A 17573-nucleotide genomic window follows, 5' to 3' on the forward strand; every position below is an offset into this window, starting at 1 on the left:
GTCTGGTTCCGCGCTTCTGGTTCGACTATACTTCGACTATACTTGAACTATTAAACTCTACTTGACGAGCGCCCGATGAATGTCCTGTTCCTGTGTACCGGCAATTCCTGCCGGTCGATCCTGTCCGAAGCCGTGTTCAATCGTCTGGCGCCTGTCGGCCTGGGCGCCATCAGCGCCGGCAGCCAGCCGACCGGGCAGCCCCATCCCCGCGCCATCGCGCTGCTGCGCAGCAAGAATATCCCGACCGATGGCCTTTCCAGCAAGTCCTGGCACGACCTGCCCGTCACGCCCGATATCGTCATCACCGTCTGCGGCAGCGCCGCCGGGGAAACGTGTCCGGCCTACCTGGGCCCTGTCCTGCGCGCGCACTGGGGTCTGGAAGACCCCAGTCACGTCACCGGTTCGGAAGAGGACATCGCGGCGGCCTTCGAGCGCACGTATGCCATCATCGTCGCGCGCATCGAAGCCTTCCTGGCCCTGCCGCTGGCGCAGCTGCGTGAAACGCCGGCGGCGCTGAAGGCGGAGCTGGACCGGATCGGCAACCTGCTGCCGGCGTGACGGCGTGCTGACCGCATTTTCCATTTTTGCCGGCACGCTGGCGCTTGTCATCTGGCAGCCGCGCGGGCTGGGCATTGGCTGGAGCGCTTCCCTTGGCGCGCTGGTCGCGCTGCTGGCCGGCGTCATCCATCCGAGCGATATTCCTGCCGTCTGGCACATCGTCTGGAATGCAACGGGCACGTTCGTCGCCGTCATCGTCATCAGCCTGCTGCTGGACCGGGCCGGCTTCTTCGAGTGGACGGCGCTGCACGTGGCGCGCTGGGGCGGTGGCAGCGGACGCCGGCTCTTTGTCCTGCTCGTGTTGCTGGGCGCCGCCGTGGCCGCACTGTTTGCCAATGACGGCGCGGCGCTGATCCTGACACCGATCGTCATCGCCATGCTGCGGGCGCTGCGCTTCGATGCCCGCGCCACGCTGGCGTTCGTCATGGCGGCAGGCTTCATTGCCGACACGGCGAGCCTGCCGCTGGTCGTGTCGAACCTCGTCAATATCGTGTCGGCGGATTATTTTGCCATCGGCTTTGCCGAGTATGCCGCCGTGATGATCCCCGTGGACCTGGTCGCCGTCGCCGCCACCCTGGCGGTGCTGACGTGGTACTTCCGCCATGACATTCCGGGCCATTACGACGTGGTCCAGCTCAAGGCCCCCCGTGAGGCCATCGTCGACCGCGCCACGTTCACTGCCGGCTGGTGGGTGCTGGCCGCGCTGCTGGCCGGCTTCTTCCTGGCGCCGGCTGGCGTGCCGATCAGCGTTGTCGCCGCGCTGGGCGCCCTGGTACTGCTGGCGGTGGCCGCGCGCGGGCAGCGTATTTCCACGCGCACGGTGCTGCGTGAGGCGCCGTGGCAGGTTGTCATCTTTTCGCTCGGCATGTATCTGGTCGTGTACGGGCTGCGCAACGCCGGGCTGACGAGCTATCTGACAGCATGGCTGGAAGCCTGCGCCCGCCACGGCGTCTGGGGCGCGGCATTCGGCACGGGTTTCGTCACGGCGCTGCTGGCGTCGGTGTTGAACAATATGCCGACCGTGCTGGTCGGTGCCCTGTCGATCGAGCCCACGGGCGCCACGGGCGCCGTGCGCGAGGCGATGATCTATGCGAACGTCATCGGCAGCGACCTGGGACCGAAAATCACCCCGATCGGCAGCCTGGCCACACTGCTGTGGCTGCACGTGCTCGACCGCAAGGGCGTGCATGTTGGCTGGGGCTACTACTGCCGCGTGGGCATCGTACTGACCTTGCCCGTACTGTCGATTACGCTGGCCGCGCTGGCTCTGCGCCTGACCTTCTGAGAGGACATCATGACCGACACCCCGAACATCCGCCCCGGACAGTTCGACGTTCCGACGCCGGTAAAGCTGGCGCCGGTCGCGGGCTTCGACCACCCGCCCCGCATTCTGTTGCTGTACGGCTCGCTGCGCGAACGTTCCTTCAGCCGCTTCCTGACCGAAGAAGCGGCGCGCATCCTGCAGGCGTTCGGCGCCGACGTGCGCATCTTCGATCCGACGGAACTGCCGATGGTGGGCAGCGTGCCCGAGGATCACCCGAAGGTGGCGGAGCTGCGCGCACTGTGCCTGTGGTCGGAAGGCCAGGTGTGGTGCAGCCCCGAGCGGCATGGCGCCGTGACGGCCGTCATGAAGAACCAGATCGACTGGATTCCGCTCGAACAGGGCGCCGTGCGTCCCAGCCAGGGCCGTACATTGGCCGTCATGCAGGTATGCGGCGGGTCGCAGTCGTTCAACGTCGTCAATACGCTGCGTCTGCTGGGACGGTGGATGCGCATGCTGACGATCCCCAACCAGTCGTCCGTGCCGATGGCGTACAAGGAATTCGACGACGCCGGGCGCATGCGGCCGTCGGCCTATTATGACCGCGTCGTCGACGTGATGGAGGAACTGGTCAAATTCACCCTGCTGACGCGCGGCAGCAGCGCCTACCTGACGGACCGCTACAGCGAACGCAGCGAGCGTGCCATGAAGGCCATCGACCGCCAGATCGCCCGTCTGTAATTACTCCGCCGGGCCGGAAAACACCTTCATCGTCTGCACGGCCAGCAGGCGGCATTCGCCGGCCACCGTGACATAGGTGCGCAGGAAGCGGTAGCGGTTGACCCGCGAGGCGCTGCCGTCGGGATTGAACTGCTGGACGCTGCTGAGTCCCCTCAGCACGACGGTGTCGCCGGACGCGTGCGCCTGCACGTCGCCCGTCGTGCGCGACGTCATGGAGACGCGCTGCCTGGCCAGCCGGCCCAGCAGCTGAGCCCTGTTTTCCGTCTGCACGGCGAGGTTGTGCACCCAGACGTAATCGTCGGCCAGCCAGTTCTCCAGGTACGCGACGTCGGCACGGCGCAAGGCGTCTTCGTAGCGGCGGTCCTGTTCGATCAGGGCGGCGTCGGGCCGGCATGGCGCGGCATGCGCTGCCAGCGCCAGCAGGCAGGACATCGGAAAGGCGGTGCGTATCATGGCGGCAGTGTAACCCGCCTGGCGCCGCGCGTCAGGCGCGCTGCTCGTGCTGCCGCTTGTGTTCCCGCTCGGGCCGGGCGATGGCGCGCTCCCCGGCAAGCAGCGCCTGGCGGGTGCGCGCCCGCTCGGGTGGCCCGTCGCCCTCGGCGGCCAGCCGGGTGGCAAGATCGACATAGCAGTTGGCAATCTGCGACGCGGTGCGCTGCCACGTGTAGGCCTCCACGAGCGCGCGTACCGCTTGCCGCTCCGGCCGCTGCCGGACGAACTGGCAGATGGCCTCCCGCAGGGCGGAGGCGTCGTGCCACGGCACCTTGCGCAGCGCGAACGCGCTTTCGCGCAGATCCGGCGCGTTTTCATCCGTCATCACGACGGGGGTGCCGCTCGACAGCGCTTCCAGCACGGCCAGCGGGAACACTTCGCCATGGCTGGGCAGCGCGACCACGGACGCCGCGCTGAACGCGGCGGCCAGCAGCGGATCCTGCTGCCGCAGCTCGCCCAGCCAGCGCACCTGCGGCGAACGCAGCACCGCTTCCAGGTAGCCCTGGTCATCGCGTCCGCAGCGGCCGATCAGCACAATGGGCAGGTCCAGCCCTTCCAGCGCCTGTACCACACCCAGCTGATTCCTGTACGGCCCGATCGGCCCCGCCATCAGCACGAACGGCCCCGTTACGCCGGTGCAATGCCGGAACAGTTCCGGTCGCGCATGGAGGAAGTGGCGGCTAATGCCGTTGGAAAAGACCCGGATCTTGGCCGGATCGACCATGAAGCCGGCGGTCAGGGTCTCGCGCTCCTGGTCGGCCAGCGCCAGGACGAGGCGGGCCAGCTGCAGCGCCTTCTTCGTTTGCGCGTGGTGCGTCTGCACGTGCCAGGCCGTCAGCCGCCCGGCCAGCCGGTCCGCCACGCGGGAGCGGAAGCCCGCGGCCTGGTCCCGGCCCGGCGACAGCAGCGGCGACAGCACGACCGGGACGCCCATTTCCGTCGCTGCCTCGACAATGCGGTAATTGCCGTGGGCTGCCGAGAAGACGTGGATCATGTCGAACGCGTCCAGGCGGTCGCGGTTCGGATCGAGGGGTTGCGCCTGCAGCGGATGCGCATCGGTCTGGCCCAACCGATTCAGGGCGGCGATGGTTTCACGCACCTGCGCCTGCAGCCCACTGTCGCGCTGAAACAGCATCGGGTACGACAATATGCCTACTCGCATGATCCACTCCTCGTTTGCTGTCTTCGATGCAGTGCGCCCATTTGGGGACATGCTACCGGGCGCGGGTGGGCAGAACATGATGCAAATCAACAGGCAGAGACAGCGCCGAGCCAGAAGCCGACCGCCGCCGGCGATGCAACGCAGCCGTGCATGAGCGCAGTCAACAGCGGCGGGCCGGCCACGCGCTACGATGAGCGTCCCGCCCGCACATTGCGGAGGTCCTCCGTGACAGGTCGTCCATGCGCGATATCGTTGTTTTCCTGCTCGTCTTCGGCGGCCTGCCCTATGTGCTGAAGCGGCCCGTCTACGGCGGCCTGATGTGGGTCTGGATCAGCGTCATGAATCCCCACACGCAGGGCTGGGGCTACGCCACCACGTTCCCGTTTGCCTACATCATCGCGCTGGCAACCTTCGCCAGCCTGCTGAAATCGCACGAAAAGAACAGCTTTCCGATGACGCCGATCAGCCTGACCCTCGTGCTGTTCGTCATCTGGATGAACCTGACGACGCCGTTCGCCATGTTCCCCGACGGCGCGTGGAGCCAGTACGCCAAGGTCATGAAGATCATGCTGATGACGTTCGTTATGATGATGGTCGTGCACAAGCGGGAAGACGTCCAGCGCCTGATCTGGGTGCTGGTGATTTCGCTGGGCTTCTATGGCGTCAAGGGCGGCATTTTCACGCTCCGCAGCGGCGGCAACGACCGCGTCTGGGGACCCGTCGGCACATTTATCGGCGACAACAATGCACTGGCACTGGCGCTGATCATGACGATCCCACTGATGTACTACCTGATGCACGACCTGAACAAGCGCTGGATGCGGCACGCCATGCTGGTCGCCATGGCGCTGTCCGGTATGGCGGCGCTGGGCAGTTATTCGCGCGGCGGCCTGCTGGCCATCGTCGCCATGCTGTTATTCATGTGGATCAAGAGCCGCCGCAAACTGGCCGGCGGCGCGGTGCTCGTGCTGCTGGTCCCGCTCGCGCTGCTGTTCATGCCCGAGCAATGGGGCGCGCGCATGGACACGATCGGCCAGTACCGGGCCGACCAGTCGGCGATGGGCCGCATCAACGCCTGGCACATGGCGTACAACCTGGCAAGGGACCGCTTCATGGGCGGCGGCTTCGCCATCTACGAGCCGCTGCCGTTCGCCATGTACGCGCCCGACCCCACCGACGTGCACGCTGCCCACAGCATTTATTTCCAGGCGCTGGCCGAACACGGCTTCGTGGGCCTGTTCATTTACCTGCTGCTGGGCTGGTTCACGTGGCGATCCGCTGCCGTAATCGTGCGGCGCTGCCGCGGCCATGCCGAGCTGGACTGGGCATCGCGGCTGGCCGCGATGATCCAGGCCAGCCTGATCGGCTTTGCCGTGGGCGGCGCGTTCCTGAGCCTGCTCTACTGGGACGTACCCTATTACCTGATGGCCGCGATCATCGCAGCCCGTGTCCACGTGACGCTGCACCTCGGCGCGGAGCATCGGGGCGCCCGCCGGCCGGCCCTCCCCCCCGCGTCGTCCCCAACCGACAGGAGATATAATGACACCCGCCAAGCTAGCCCACGTCGCCGCCTGCGCTGTCGCACTGGCCTCCACGGCGGTCCCGCCCGCCCGTGCCGCCGGCAACTGTCCGCCGCTGGTCGTCAACAACGTCACGGGCGGCGACTATACCAGCGCCGCCGACCGCGAGCGGCTGGGTGTCGTCGAGCAGTTCCACTTCACGCCGCAGGTGGAGCGTCTGGAACGGGGCCAGTCCGGCCATATCGGCGGCGACATCGGCTACACGCTCGACCACTTCGCCAACCATCACCGCGCGCTGGCGGCACTGGCCCGCCTGGCCCTGCGCGAAAAGACCGCGACGCCGAAAGGCGCGAAGCATTCCGTGCACTGCTATTTCGACCGCGCCATCCGGTACCGCCCCGACGACGCCCGCGTGCGCGCCATCTTCGGCGGCTACCTGCTGGCGCTGGGCCAGGAGGCGGCGGCGCTGTCCCAGCTGGAGGAAGCGGCCCGTATCGACCCGGGCAATGCGACCAACCAGTACAACCTGGGATTGCTGTACGTGCGCCAGAAGGACTACGGCAAGGCGCTGGCCGCGGCGAAGCAGGCATACCAGCTGGGCTTTCCGCTGCCAGGCCTGAAAAACAAGCTGGTTGCGGCGGGGCAGTGGAAAGAATGACCTGCGCTTAACGTTCGGCGGCGGCCGCGGCGCCGCTATTTGATGCCGTGGTGGTTCATCAGGTCGTACAAGGTCGGGCGGCTGATGCCCAGCATCTCCGCGGCCCTGGCGATATTGCCGCCCGAACGGGCCAGTGCCTTGACCATGACGCGGTATTCGGCCGCCTCGCGCGCCTCGCGCAGGTCGATGCGCTCCTCGACCCGTCCGCCCTCCTCCGGTTCCAGCGGCAAGCCCAGGTCCGCCACCATGATCTGGCTCCCGTTGCACATGATGACCGCGCGCTTGATGCAGTTTTCCATCTCGCGCACATTGCCCGGCCAGCCATAGGCTTCGATGGCGGCCAGCGCCTCCTGGCTGAAATGCAGGCCCGAGCGGCCTTCGCTGGCGCAGAAGCGGTGCCTGAAATGCTGTGCCAGCAGCACGCTGTCGCCGATCCGGTCGCGCAGCGGCGGGATCAGCAGCACGATCTCGCTGAGACGATAGTACAGGTCCTCGCGGAAACCTCCCCCGTCCACCAGCGCTTTCAGGTTGCGGTGCGTGGCGCAGACGATGCGCACGTCCACGGCGATCTCGCTGCGCCCGCCTACCCTTTCGATGACGCGCTCCTGCAGGAAGCGCAGCAGCTTGGCCTGCAGCGCCATCGCCATATCGCCGATCTCGTCGAGGAAGAACGTGCCACCGTGCGCCAGCTCGATCTTGCCCGGCGTCTGGCGCGCGGCGCCCGTGAATGCGCCCTTTTCGTAGCCGAACAGTTCGCTTTCCAGCAGGTTCTCGGGGATGGCGGCACAGTTGATCGCCACGAAGCGTTTGTCGTGCCGGCCACTGAGCCGGTGCAGGCCGCGCGCCAGCAGCTCCTTGCCGCTGCCGGAGGCGCCTAGCAGCAGCACCGTGGCCGACGATGCCGCTACCTTCTCCACGCTGCGGCATACCTTCAGCATGCCCGGATCGCGGCTGATGATGCCGGCCAGCGGCGAGTCGGCCTGCGTCTGCAGCATGCGCCCGTTCTCCTGCTGCACCTGCCGCAGGAAGCAGGCGCGCTCCATCACGAGCCGCAGCAGGTCCGCATCCAGCGGTTTCTGGTGGAAGTCGTACGCTCCCATGGCGATGGCCCGCAGCACGTTGCCGCGGTCCTTGTTACCGGAGAGGATGACGACCTTCGTATCGGGCGCGATCGCCAGGATCTGCTGCAGCAGCGCCAGCCCTTCGCTGGCGCCTTCCGCGTCCGGCGGCAGGCCAAGGTCCATCGTCACCAGCGGGGGCTGATGGCGGCGCAGCAAGGCCAGCGCCGTCTCGCGGTCGCCGGCGACCAGCACGTCGTAGGCGTCCAGGCTCCAGCGCAATTGCTTCTGCAGGCCGGCGTCGTCCTCGACCACCAGCAGTTTACGTTTCGGCATGCGGTTCTCCTCAGGCGGCCACGGCAACGTCGCCGGTCGCGCGGTGCAGCGGCAGGATCAGGCGGAACGTGGTGCCGGCGCCGGGACAACTGTCCACTTCCAGGCGGCCTCCCAGTTCGCGCACATACTCCCGGCTTTCGTAGACGCCGATGCCCATCCCCACCGGCTTGGTCGTCTCGAACGGGCGGAACAGGCGGTCGCGCATGAACGCCTCGCTCATGCCCATGCCGGTATCGCGCAGCTCGATCAGCGCCGCATCGCCTTGGCGGCGCAACGCAACGCGGATGCTGCCCTGCGGCGGCGTCGCCTCCACGGCGTTCTGCAAAAGGTGGGCCAGCACGCGCTCCAGCCGCTGGCCGTCGGCCAGCGCGCACAGTGCCTCGTCGGCCGCTTCGACGACCGGGTGCGGCTGCGCCGTCGCGTACGCCTGCACGGCCGCCCGAACGACGCCGGCCAGCGGCAGTACCGTGGCGGTTTCGCCCCCGTGGCCCATGTCGCTGCGGACAAGCCGCTGCAGCAGGCCGCTCATCTTCTGCACGGAGTGCGCCAGCGTGGCCAGCATGTCCTCCTGAAAGGCGGGATTGTGCTTGTGGCGTTCCGCATTGGACAGCAGCAGCGAGTGCTGCGACAGCAGGTTTTTCACGTCATGCACGACAAACGTCGACATCCGGTTGAACGACTCGAACTGGCGCGCGTCCGCCAGCCGTTCGGCCAGCTCGCCATGCGCCAGGCAGCTGGCTGCCTGGCTGCCGGCCAGGCGCAGCAGGTCGTACACTTCCCAGTTCAGCGCGACGGCCGTGCGCGGCCGCGCCAGCGCGACAAAGCCGAACAGGCGGCCGTGCAGCAGCAGCGGCACGACCAGCCACAGTTGCGGGATCTCGTGCAACCATGCCGGCATCCGGCTGGTGCCCGGCAGCGGCCGGCCCGCCTCCGCCACCCACTGGCGCGCGCGCAGCAGCCTGCAGAAATCGCCGTCGACGCTTTCCGTGCCGTGCTGCGGCGGCATGTTCCAGCGCGCCGCCGGCTCGCAGACACCGCTGTCACGCGCGATCCACAAGGCGCCGGCCGGACTTTCGGCCAGCGCGGCGATGGCCTGGATGGCGCGTTCGCCCGGTACCGGTCCGCCTTCCGACAGCGCCTGCGTGAAGCGGCGCCACTCGTCGCGGTAGTCGAAGCGGGCCTGGTAGAAGTGCTTGCTGATGAAGACGCGCACGCGCGCACGCGCCGTCCCGGAGAACAGCACGCCGACCAGCAGCAGCGCCGCGCCGACGAGGCAGGCCAGCTGCATGACGGGGCCCCAGGCGCCGCCCACGCTGCGCAGATACCAGCCGCCGGCCGCCATGGCCAGCAGATACAGGGCGCAGCCCACCAGCGCGGCCGAACGCATCATCATCTTGCGCGACAGGGCCAGGCCCAGCTTCCAGCCGGGGTTGCGCGCCGCCGTGATCGCCAGGAGCGGCACGCACAGCGCGTCCACGATACCGCGCGCGGCCCAGATATCGGGCTGCACGCGGCGGAACAGCATCGCATCGCTGAACAGATAGAAGTCATAGACGAACAGCGTGCCCAGGCCCAGGCAGGCGAACTTGATGCCCCAGCGCTCGCGCGGCGGCGTACCGCGGTACAGCTGCTCGACCAGCAGGATGCCCAGCACGGACAGCAGCAGCCGTACGACAATGGCCGCCAGGACTGGCTGGTTGGCCGGCGTCGGCGCCCACAGGTTCATCGTCACGTCCCCCATTGCCAGCTGCAAGGTGGCCAGCGCCGCGATCCCGCCCAGCAAGCGCTTCACCGGCAGCCCGGCGGGCGCCAGCAGCAGCGCCAGGAACACGAGCCACGCGGCGCTGCGCGCCACTTCCAGCGCAAAAGCCACCTGCGCCATGTCCAGCCCCCACGGCTGCCAGCCGCGCAGTGCCACGGCGCCGGCCCACATCCCCGTGGCCGCGCACCCGGCCAGCATGGCACGCTGCGTCTCGCGCACGCGGCGACCGGCCAGCAGCAGCGCAGTGAACGCCAGGAAGGCCGCGGCGCACAGCCCATGGCTGACGGCTGCGATCAGCAGCGGTATTGGCATGGTTGACATCGGCATCGCCCCCATCAGCGCGCCCCCTTGCCGGAAATGACCACCTGCACGGTATCGATCAGGATCAGCAGGTCCAGGAATAGGCTGTTGTTCTTGACGTAGTACAGGTCGTACTGCAGCTTGCGAATGGCGTCGTCCACCGACGCGCCGTATTGATAGCGCACCTGCGCCAGGCCAGTGATGCCCGGCTTGATGCTGTGGCGCACGTCGTAATAGGCGATCTCCCGGCCCAGCTGTTCGACGAAGTAGGCGCGCTCCGGCCGCGGCCCGACAAAACTCATCTCGCCGCGGAACACGTTGATCATCTGGGGCAGCTCGTCGATGCGCAGCTTGCGCAGCCAGTGGCCCACGCGCGTAACGCGTGGGTCCCCGGCCGTGGCCCAGCGGGGCTGGCCGTCGCGTTCCGCATCCGGCCCCATGCTGCGAAACTTCAGCACCTGGAAGCGCCGTCCGTCCTTGCCCACGCGCTCCTGGCGGAAGATGACGGGGCCGCCGTCTTCAAGCACGATGCACAGCGCCGCCACCAGCATCACGGGCAAGGCGGCGAGGCAGATCGCGGCGCTGGCCGCGAGGTCGAACGTGCGCTTCACGGTGGCGCGCAGGAAGCTCTGATCGAAGCCGCCGCCGAAGATCAGGTAGCTCGGTTGCAGCGAATCGACGCGGATCTGGCTTGCCTCGCGCTCAAAGAACTTGGCCGCATCCGTGACGCGCACGCCACCGAGCGCGCAATCGAGCAGTTCGCGCACGGGATAGGCGCCGCTGCGCCGGTCGCTGACGGAAACCACCAGCTCCGTGGCGGCGTGACGGCGCGCCAGCGACAGCAGCGACTCGCCCGGCGGCAGAACCTTTGCCGCCGGCACGCAACTGGCCTCGCCGGGGACGGCAACGCAGCCGATGACGTCGAACCGGCGCGGTCCGCACGGGCTGGCCGCCAGGTCGAGGCATTCGCGCGCCAGCGCTCCGTCGCCGACCACGATCAGGCGGTCGGCCATCATGCTGGCGCCCGACGACTTGAGCATCACCATGCGCGTCAGCAGCACGCCGACGCCGCCCAGCACGAAGGCCAGCCCGCCGGCGCGCCCGAACTGGATGGTGGGGATCATGTGCATCAGCAGCGACAGCAGCGCGAAGCCCAGCACGAACGCGGGCGCCATACGCGCCAGCACCGTGCGCAGGTCTTCGCGGCCCTGCTGCTGATACAGGCCGAGAGTGCTCATGCAGAACACGTTGATCAGCGCGAATGCCAGCGCGGAAAAATACAGGTCGAGCGGCCGATGCGCCTCGCCGACCCAGATCAGCGACGTCATCGCCGCGGCAGCCTGCAGGATCAGCATCTCCATCAACAGCAGGATAATGCCCACCCGTGACACATAATGGTTGAAGATCCGGATCACGTTTCGCCCCCTGCCCCTGTCTGCCAGCGCGTGCCCGGCACCGCTGCCGATGGCTCAGCCATGATGCCGGACCGACGCGGCCGCCATCTTGTGCGCCCTCAAAAGGGGGCCGAGGCCTGACGGTTCTTTGCCAAATAGACTATAGTCATGCTTCCTTAGCGCGAACCTCATACAGATCATGAAATTTGACGTAGCGATCGTCGGCAGCGGACTGGCCGGCCTGTCGGTGGCCCTGCATCTGGCCGAAACCCGTAAAGTAGCCATCATCTCCAAGCGCCAGCTGCTCGATGGCGCCAGCAACTGGGCCCAGGGCGGCATCGCCGCGGTGCTCGACTCCGGCGACAGCCACGAGCAGCACATCGCCGACACGCTGGTCGCCGGCGGCGGCCTGTGCGACGTGGGCGCCACGCGATTCATCGTGGAACACGGCCGCGAAGCCATCGAATGGCTGATCGACCAGGGCGTGCCGTTTACGCGCGACACCAGCGCGGAGCTGGGCTTCCACCTGACGCGCGAGGGTGGCCACAGCCAGCGCCGCATCATCCACGCGGCCGATGCCACCGGCAACGCGGTGCAGACGACGCTGGAGGCAAAGGTGCGCTCGCATCCGAACATCAGCCTGTTCGAACACCACTGCGCCATCGACCTGATCACCTCCGACAAGCTGGGACATCGCCCGCATCACGGCAACGCGCAGCCGAAGTGCCACGGCCTGTACGTGCAGGACACGCAGACGGGCGAGGTGCACACTTTCGCCGCCGAGCACACGGTGATGTGCACGGGCGGCGCCGGCAAGGTCTATCTGTACACCACCAATCCCGACACGGCCAGCGGCGACGGCATCGCGATGGCGTGGCGCGCCGGCTGCCGCGTGTCGAACATGGAGTTCATCCAGTTCCATCCGACCTGCCTGTACCACCCGTATGCGAAATCGTTCCTGATCACGGAAGCGATCCGCGGCGAAGGCGGCGTGCTGAAGCTGCCGCCGGAAGCGGGTGCCGCCGCCGGCCAGCGCTTCATGCTGGCGCACGACGAGCGCGCCGAGCTGGCGCCGCGCGACGTCGTCGCCCGCGCCATCGACTTCGAGATCAAGAAACGCGGCCTCGACTACGTCCACCTCGACATCAGCCACAAGCCGGCCGAATTCCTCATCGAGCACTTCCCGACGATTTACGCGCGCTGCCTCGAACTGGGTATCGACATCACGAAGGAGCCGATCCCCATCGTGCCCGCCGCCCACTACACCTGTGGCGGCGTCGTCACGGACCTCGTCGGCCGCACCGATCTGCCCGGGCTGTATGCCGTCGGCGAGACGGCATGCACCGGCCTGCACGGCGCCAACCGGCTGGCAAGCAATTCGTTGCTGGAGTGCGTCGTCGTGGGACGCGCCTGCGCGCAGGACATCGTCTCGCAGGAAAAGAACGGCACGCCGTATCTGCCGGACTGGGACGAAAGCCGCGTCACGGATGCGGACGAGGAAGTCGTCATCGCCCACAACTGGGACGAGCTGCGCCGCTTCATGTGGAACTACGTGGGCATCGTGCGCACCAACAAGCGCCTGGAACGTGCCCAGCACCGCATCGCGCTGCTGAAAGAGGAAATCGACGAGTATTACCGCAACTTCCGCATCACGGCCGACCTGCTGGAGCTGCGCAACCTGGTCGACGTGGCCGCGCTGATCGTCAACAGCGCGCTGCAGCGGCGCGAAAGCCGCGGCCTGCACTACAGCCGCGACTACCCGGCGACGCTGCCCAAGGCGCTGCCAAGCATCCTGACGCCGAAGCGGCGCTGACATGCCTGCCGCGCCCCGACTGCGCCCCGCCCGGCCGGAAGACGTGCCGGCGCTGGAAGCGCTGATCGCACGCTCCGGCCTGGGACTTTCGGGCGGTTTCTATACGGACGAACAGGCCGCAGCGCTGACGCGTCACGTGTTCGGCGTCGATACGCAGCTGATCGCCGACGGCACGTATTTCGTCATCGAGCGCGACGGCGTGCCGGTGGCGTGCGGCGGCTGGAGCAGGCGGGCGACATTGTTCGGCGGCGACCGGGCCAAAGGCGCCGTCGATCCCTTGCTGGATCCCGCCACGCAGGCCGGACGCATCCGTGCCTTCTTTGTCGATCCCGCATGTGCGCGCCAGGGTCTGGGGCGGATGCTGCTGGCGCATTGCGAACGCATGGCCATGGCGGCAGGTTTCGCGGAACTGGAGATGGCGGCGACAATGCCCGGCGTGCCCTTCTATCGGGATGCGGGCTATCGGACGGTCGAAGAATTCGTGACCGCGGCCGGGGCGACCGTCGTGCCCCTGGCAAGAATGCGCAAACGCATCGGCTGACCGCGCCGCGCTTAAAACGGGACAGCCACCAATTTCCAGGCAATATTGCTGAAAACAGGTGGCTGTCCCCGGTTTTGGTCCGCCGATATCAGCGCGAGTTGAAGCCTTTTCCTTCCGCCGCCAGCTGCACCAGCAGCGGCGCCGGCTGCCACGCCTCGCCATGCCGGCCCTTGGCCAGGCGCTCGATGGTCGCCAGCACGTTCGGCAGGCCGACCGTATCGGCGTAGAACATCGGGCCGCCGCGGTACAGCGGGAAGCCGTAACCCGTCAGGTAGACCATGTCGATGTCCGATGCGCGCAGCGCGATGCCCTCTTCCAGAATGTGCGCACCCTCGTTCACCAATGCGTAGACAAGCCGCTCGACGATCTCCTGGTCGTTGATGGGGCGGCGCTCGACGCCGATCTCATGCGAGTGCTGCACGATCATGTCGTTGACCTGCTGGTTCGGATACGGCTTGCGGTCGCCCGGCTTGTAGTCGTACCAGCCGGCGCCCGTCTTCTGGCCGAAGCGCCCCAGTTCGCACAGCAGGTCGGCCGTCTTCGAATACTTGATGTGCGGCTTTTCGACGGCACGGCGCTTGCGGATATACCAGCCGATGTCGTTACCGGCCAGGTCGCCCATGCGGAACGGGCCCATGGCGAAGCCGAAGCGCTCCATCGCCCCGTCCACCTGCTCCGGCAGGCAGCCTTCGTCCAGCAGGAAGCCGGCCTGGCGCACGTACTGCTCGATCATGCGGTTGCCGATAAAGCCATCGCACACGCCCGACACGACACCCGTCTTCTTCAGCTTTTTCGACAGCGCCAGGGTCGTGGCCAGCACGTCGTTCCCGGTGGCCTTGCCGCGCACGATCTCCAGCAGCTTCATGACGTTGGCGGGGCTGAAGAAGTGCGTGCCGACCACGTCGTGCGGGCGGCTGGTGAACGAGGCGATCCGGTCGACGTCCAGCGTGGACGTGTTCGACGCCAGGATCGCGCCTTGCTTCATCACTTCGTCGAGCTTCCTGAACACCGTCTCCTTGACACCCATGTCCTCGAACACGGCTTCCACTACGATGTCGGCCGAGGCGATGTCCGCATAGTCCAGCGTGCCGGTGATGAGGCCGACGCGCTGATCGAACTTCTCCTGCGTAAGCTTGCCTTTTTTCAGCGTGTTCTCGTAGTTCTTGCGGATGGTCGCCAGGCCCTTGTCCAGCGCTTCCTGCTTCGTTTCCAGCACGGTGACGGCAATACCGGCATTGGCGAAATTCATGGCAATGCCACCGCCCATCGTGCCGGCGCCGATGACGGCCGCCCGTTCGATCTTGCGCGCGGGCGTATCGGCCGGCACGTCGGGCACCTTGCTCGCTTCGCGCTCGGCGAAGAACGCGTGGCGCAGCGCCTTCGACTCCGTCGTCTGCATCAGGTGCATGAAGCGTTCGCGCTCGAACGCGAGGCCGTCCTCGAACTTCATCGTGACCGACGCGGCCACCGTTTCCAGGCACTCCAGCGGCGCCGGGAACGGGCCCGCCACCGTCTTCACGGTATTGCGGGAAAACTGCAGGAAGGCCTCATGGTTCGGGTAGTCCACCTTGCGGTCGCGTACCTTCGGCAGCGGCCGCACGTCGGCGATCCTTTGCGCGAACGCGATCGCGCCCTGCACCAGTCCGGCGAAATCCGTCCCGGCCGGGTACACCTCGTCGAACAGCGCCGGCAGCTTTTCCGACGCCACGGGTGTGCCCGAGACAATCATGTTCAGTGCCGTCTCCAGGCCCAGCACGCGCGGCAGCCGCTGCGTGCCGCCGGCGCCCGGCAGCAGGCCCAGTTTCACTTCCGGCAGCGCGACCTGGGCGCCCGGCAGCGCCACGCGGTAGTGGCAGCCCAATGCGAGTTCCAGGCCGCCACCCATGCAAACACTGTGGATGGCCGCGACAACCGGCTTGCTCGCCTCCTCGGCGGTGCGGATCAGCGTGTGCAGCGTCGGTTCCGTCAGCGCCTTGGGCGAATTGAATTCCTTGATGTCCGCGCCGCCCGAAAAGGCCTTGCCGGCGCCCGTGATGACGATGGCCCTGACCGTCTCGTCGTCCTGCGCCTTGCGGATCCCTTCGACGGCGGCCGTGCGGGTCACGAGACCCAGGCCGTTGACAGGCGGGTTGTTCAGGGTGATCACGGCGACGCCGTCGTGTACTTGGTAGTCGGCACTCATGTCTCTGTTCCTCTTTTCGGTTGTCGGGGATGCAATCACTATACCGGATAAAAGTTCGACCGTGCTATTTTCTCGACACGTCCGCCATGCGGTGCGTCGCGAAGCGCGTGCGCAGCTCGGTCTTGCGCACTTTGCCCGTCCCGCCCACGGGCAGGCTGTCCGTGAACACCACGTCGTCCGGCAGCCACCAGCGGGCGACCTTGCCTTCATAGAAATCGAGCAGCTCTTCGCGCGTGACGCTCATGCCGGGGCGCGGCACGACGACCAGCAGCGGTCGCTCGTCCCATTTCGGGTGCGGCATGCCGATGCACGCTGCCTGCAGCACGGCCGGATGCGACATGGCGATGTTTTCCAGGTCGATCGTGCCGATCCACTCGCCGCCGGACTTGATGACGTCCTTGCTGCGGTCGGTGATCTGCATATAGCCGTCCGCGTCGATGGTGGCCACGTCGCCGGTCGGGAACCAGCCGTCCTGCAGCGCGCTGTGCTCCTCGCGGAAGTATGATTCGATCACCCACGGCCCCTTGACCTGCAGGTGCCCGAACGTGGTGCCGTCCCACGGCAGTTCGCTGCCGGCATCGTCGACGATGCGCATGTCGACACCGTAAATCGCGTGGCCCTGCTTGCGCAGCACCTTGCGCTGGCTCTCCGGCGACAGCCCCGTGTGGCGGGACGTCAGGCCGCACGTGGTACCCAGCGGCGACATCTCCGTCATGCCCCAGGCGTGCACCACCTCGACATCGAATTCGTCGATCAGCGCATCCATCAGCGCCGGCGGGCATGCCGCGCCGCCGATCACCGTGCGGCGGAACGTCGAGAAGCGCAGGGCGTGCTCCTTCATGTAATTGACAAGGCCCAGCCAGACCGTCGGCACGCCGGCCGAAAACGTGACGCCTTCCGCCTCGAACAGCTCGAACAGCGACTTGCCGTCCAGCGCCGGTCCGGGAAACACCAGCTTCGCGCCCGACAGCGGTACGGAATACGGCAGTCCCCACGCGTTCACATGGAACATCGGCACCACCGGCAGCACGACGTCGCGGGCGGCCACGTTCAGCCCATTCGGCATCGCCGAGCCGTACGCGTGCAGGACGGTCGAGCGGTGCGAGTACAGCGCCCCTTTCGGGTTGCCCGTCGTGCCCGACGTGTAGCACAGCGATGCGGCCGAGCGCTCGTCGAACAGCGGCCAGACATAATCGTCTAACTGCGCGTCCAACTGCGCGTCCAACTGCGCGTCCGGCTGCGCCGCAAGCAGCGCCTCGTAGCTGGACAGGTTCGGGATGCGCGTCTCGGCCGGCAACCGGTCCGCATCGGCCAGCAGCACCCACCCCTTGACCCCGGGGCACAGCGGCGCGATGGCTTCGACGATGGGCAGGAACGTCAGGTCGAACAGCAGGTACTGGTCCTCGGCATGGTTGACGATCCACGCGATCTGGTCCGGGTGCAGGCGCGGGTTGATCGTGTGCAGCACCGCGCCGATGCCGGAGACGCCATAGTACGCCTCCAGGTGGCGGTAGCCGTTCCACGCCAGCGTGGCGACGCGCTGGCCCATCGTCACGCCCAGGCTCGTGAGTGCATAGGCCAGCCGGCAGGTGCGGCGGCGGCAGTCGCGCCAGGTATAACGGTGCAGGTCGCCCTCCACGCGGCGCGAAACGATCTCGCTGGTGCCGAAGTGACGCGCGGCGAATTCGAGGATGCCCGAGACGAGCAGCGGCTCGTCCATCATCCGGCCCAGGACGGGACTGACCGGCAGGTCAGGCGACTGCGGTGGCTTACTGGCGACGTTACTGGCGTACAT

13 protein-coding genes and 1 pseudogene are annotated in these 17573 nt (G+C 67.3%); 7 read left to right on the forward strand and 7 right to left on the reverse strand.

Annotated features, from left to right (window positions below):
• Positions 1–75 precede the first annotated feature (75 nt).
• Genes E1742_RS03010 through arsH form a run of 3 tightly spaced genes read left to right on the forward strand, consistent with a single transcriptional unit; the run spans position 76 to position 2560 of the window.
• On the forward strand, positions 76–558 hold the full coding sequence (locus E1742_RS03010) for an arsenate reductase ArsC (protein ID WP_134383492.1): 483 nt from the start codon (positions 76–78) through the stop codon (positions 556–558).
• A gap of 4 nt (positions 559–562) precedes the next feature.
• On the forward strand, positions 563–1843 hold the full coding sequence (locus E1742_RS03015) for an arsenic transporter (protein WP_134383493.1): 1281 nt from the start codon (positions 563–565) through the stop codon (positions 1841–1843).
• Positions 1844–1852: 9 nt separating this feature from the next.
• Complete coding sequence (gene arsH / locus E1742_RS03020) at positions 1853–2560, forward strand: arsenical resistance protein ArsH (protein WP_134383494.1); 708 nt, start codon at positions 1853–1855, stop codon at positions 2558–2560.
• Here arsH and E1742_RS03025 read toward each other — a convergent pair whose 3' ends face one another.
• Positions 2561–3013, reverse strand: a complete 453-nt coding sequence (locus tag E1742_RS03025) for a nuclear transport factor 2 family protein (RefSeq protein ID WP_166793401.1) — start codon at positions 3011–3013, stop codon at positions 2561–2563.
• A gap of 31 nt (positions 3014–3044) precedes the next feature.
• A complete protein-coding gene (locus tag E1742_RS03030) occupies positions 3045–4214 on the reverse strand; it encodes a glycosyltransferase (protein ID WP_134383496.1) in 1170 nt (389 codons plus the stop codon).
• A gap of 239 nt (positions 4215–4453) precedes the next feature.
• Between E1742_RS03030 and E1742_RS03035 the strand changes: the two are divergent.
• Positions 4454–5593: pseudogene (locus tag E1742_RS03035) on the forward strand (putative O-glycosylation ligase, exosortase A system-associated); the annotation flags it as partial.
• A gap of 160 nt (positions 5594–5753) precedes the next feature.
• A complete protein-coding gene (locus E1742_RS26050; protein WP_166793363.1) occupies positions 5754–6392 on the forward strand; it encodes an ABC transporter permease in 639 nt (212 codons plus the stop codon).
• A gap of 35 nt (positions 6393–6427) precedes the next feature.
• Here E1742_RS26050 and prsR read toward each other — a convergent pair whose 3' ends face one another.
• Genes prsR through E1742_RS03050 form a run of 3 tightly spaced genes read right to left on the reverse strand, consistent with a single transcriptional unit; the run spans position 6428 to position 11263 of the window.
• On the reverse strand, positions 6428–7786 hold the full coding sequence (gene prsR / locus E1742_RS03040) for a PEP-CTERM-box response regulator transcription factor (RefSeq protein WP_134383497.1): 1359 nt from the start codon (positions 7784–7786) through the stop codon (positions 6428–6430).
• 10 nt (positions 7787–7796) lie between these two features.
• On the reverse strand, positions 7797–9869 hold the full coding sequence (gene prsK, locus E1742_RS03045) for an XrtA/PEP-CTERM system histidine kinase PrsK (RefSeq protein ID WP_134383498.1): 2073 nt from the start codon (positions 9867–9869) through the stop codon (positions 7797–7799).
• 14 nt (positions 9870–9883) lie between these two features.
• Positions 9884–11263, reverse strand: a complete 1380-nt coding sequence (locus E1742_RS03050; RefSeq protein ID WP_134383499.1) for a TIGR03013 family XrtA/PEP-CTERM system glycosyltransferase — start codon at positions 11261–11263, stop codon at positions 9884–9886.
• 178 nt (positions 11264–11441) lie between these two features.
• Here E1742_RS03050 and nadB point away from each other — a divergent pair, with 178 nt between their 5' ends.
• Entirely contained in the window at positions 11442–13055 is a 1614-nt protein-coding gene (gene nadB, locus E1742_RS03055; protein WP_134383500.1) for an L-aspartate oxidase, read from the forward strand.
• A 1-nt stretch (position 13056) separates the two neighbouring features.
• Complete coding sequence (locus tag E1742_RS03060; protein ID WP_134383501.1) at positions 13057–13596, forward strand: GNAT family N-acetyltransferase; 540 nt, start codon at positions 13057–13059, stop codon at positions 13594–13596.
• Positions 13597–13684: 88 nt separating this feature from the next.
• On the opposite strand, the gene E1742_RS03065 is transcribed toward E1742_RS03060, so the two are convergent.
• The gene (locus E1742_RS03065; RefSeq protein WP_134383502.1) at positions 13685–15778 is read right to left on the reverse strand and encodes a 3-hydroxyacyl-CoA dehydrogenase NAD-binding domain-containing protein; all 2094 of its coding nucleotides are present in this window, start codon (positions 15776–15778) and stop codon (positions 13685–13687) included.
• A gap of 64 nt (positions 15779–15842) precedes the next feature.
• Positions 15843–17573 (reverse strand): 3-(methylthio)propionyl-CoA ligase, encoded by a 1731-nt coding sequence (locus E1742_RS03070; RefSeq protein WP_134383503.1) that lies wholly within the window; start codon positions 17571–17573, stop codon positions 15843–15845.

The organism is Pseudoduganella plicata (genome assembly GCF_004421005.1).
GTDB classification, from domain to species: domain Bacteria; phylum Pseudomonadota; class Gammaproteobacteria; order Burkholderiales; family Burkholderiaceae_D; genus Rugamonas; species Rugamonas plicata.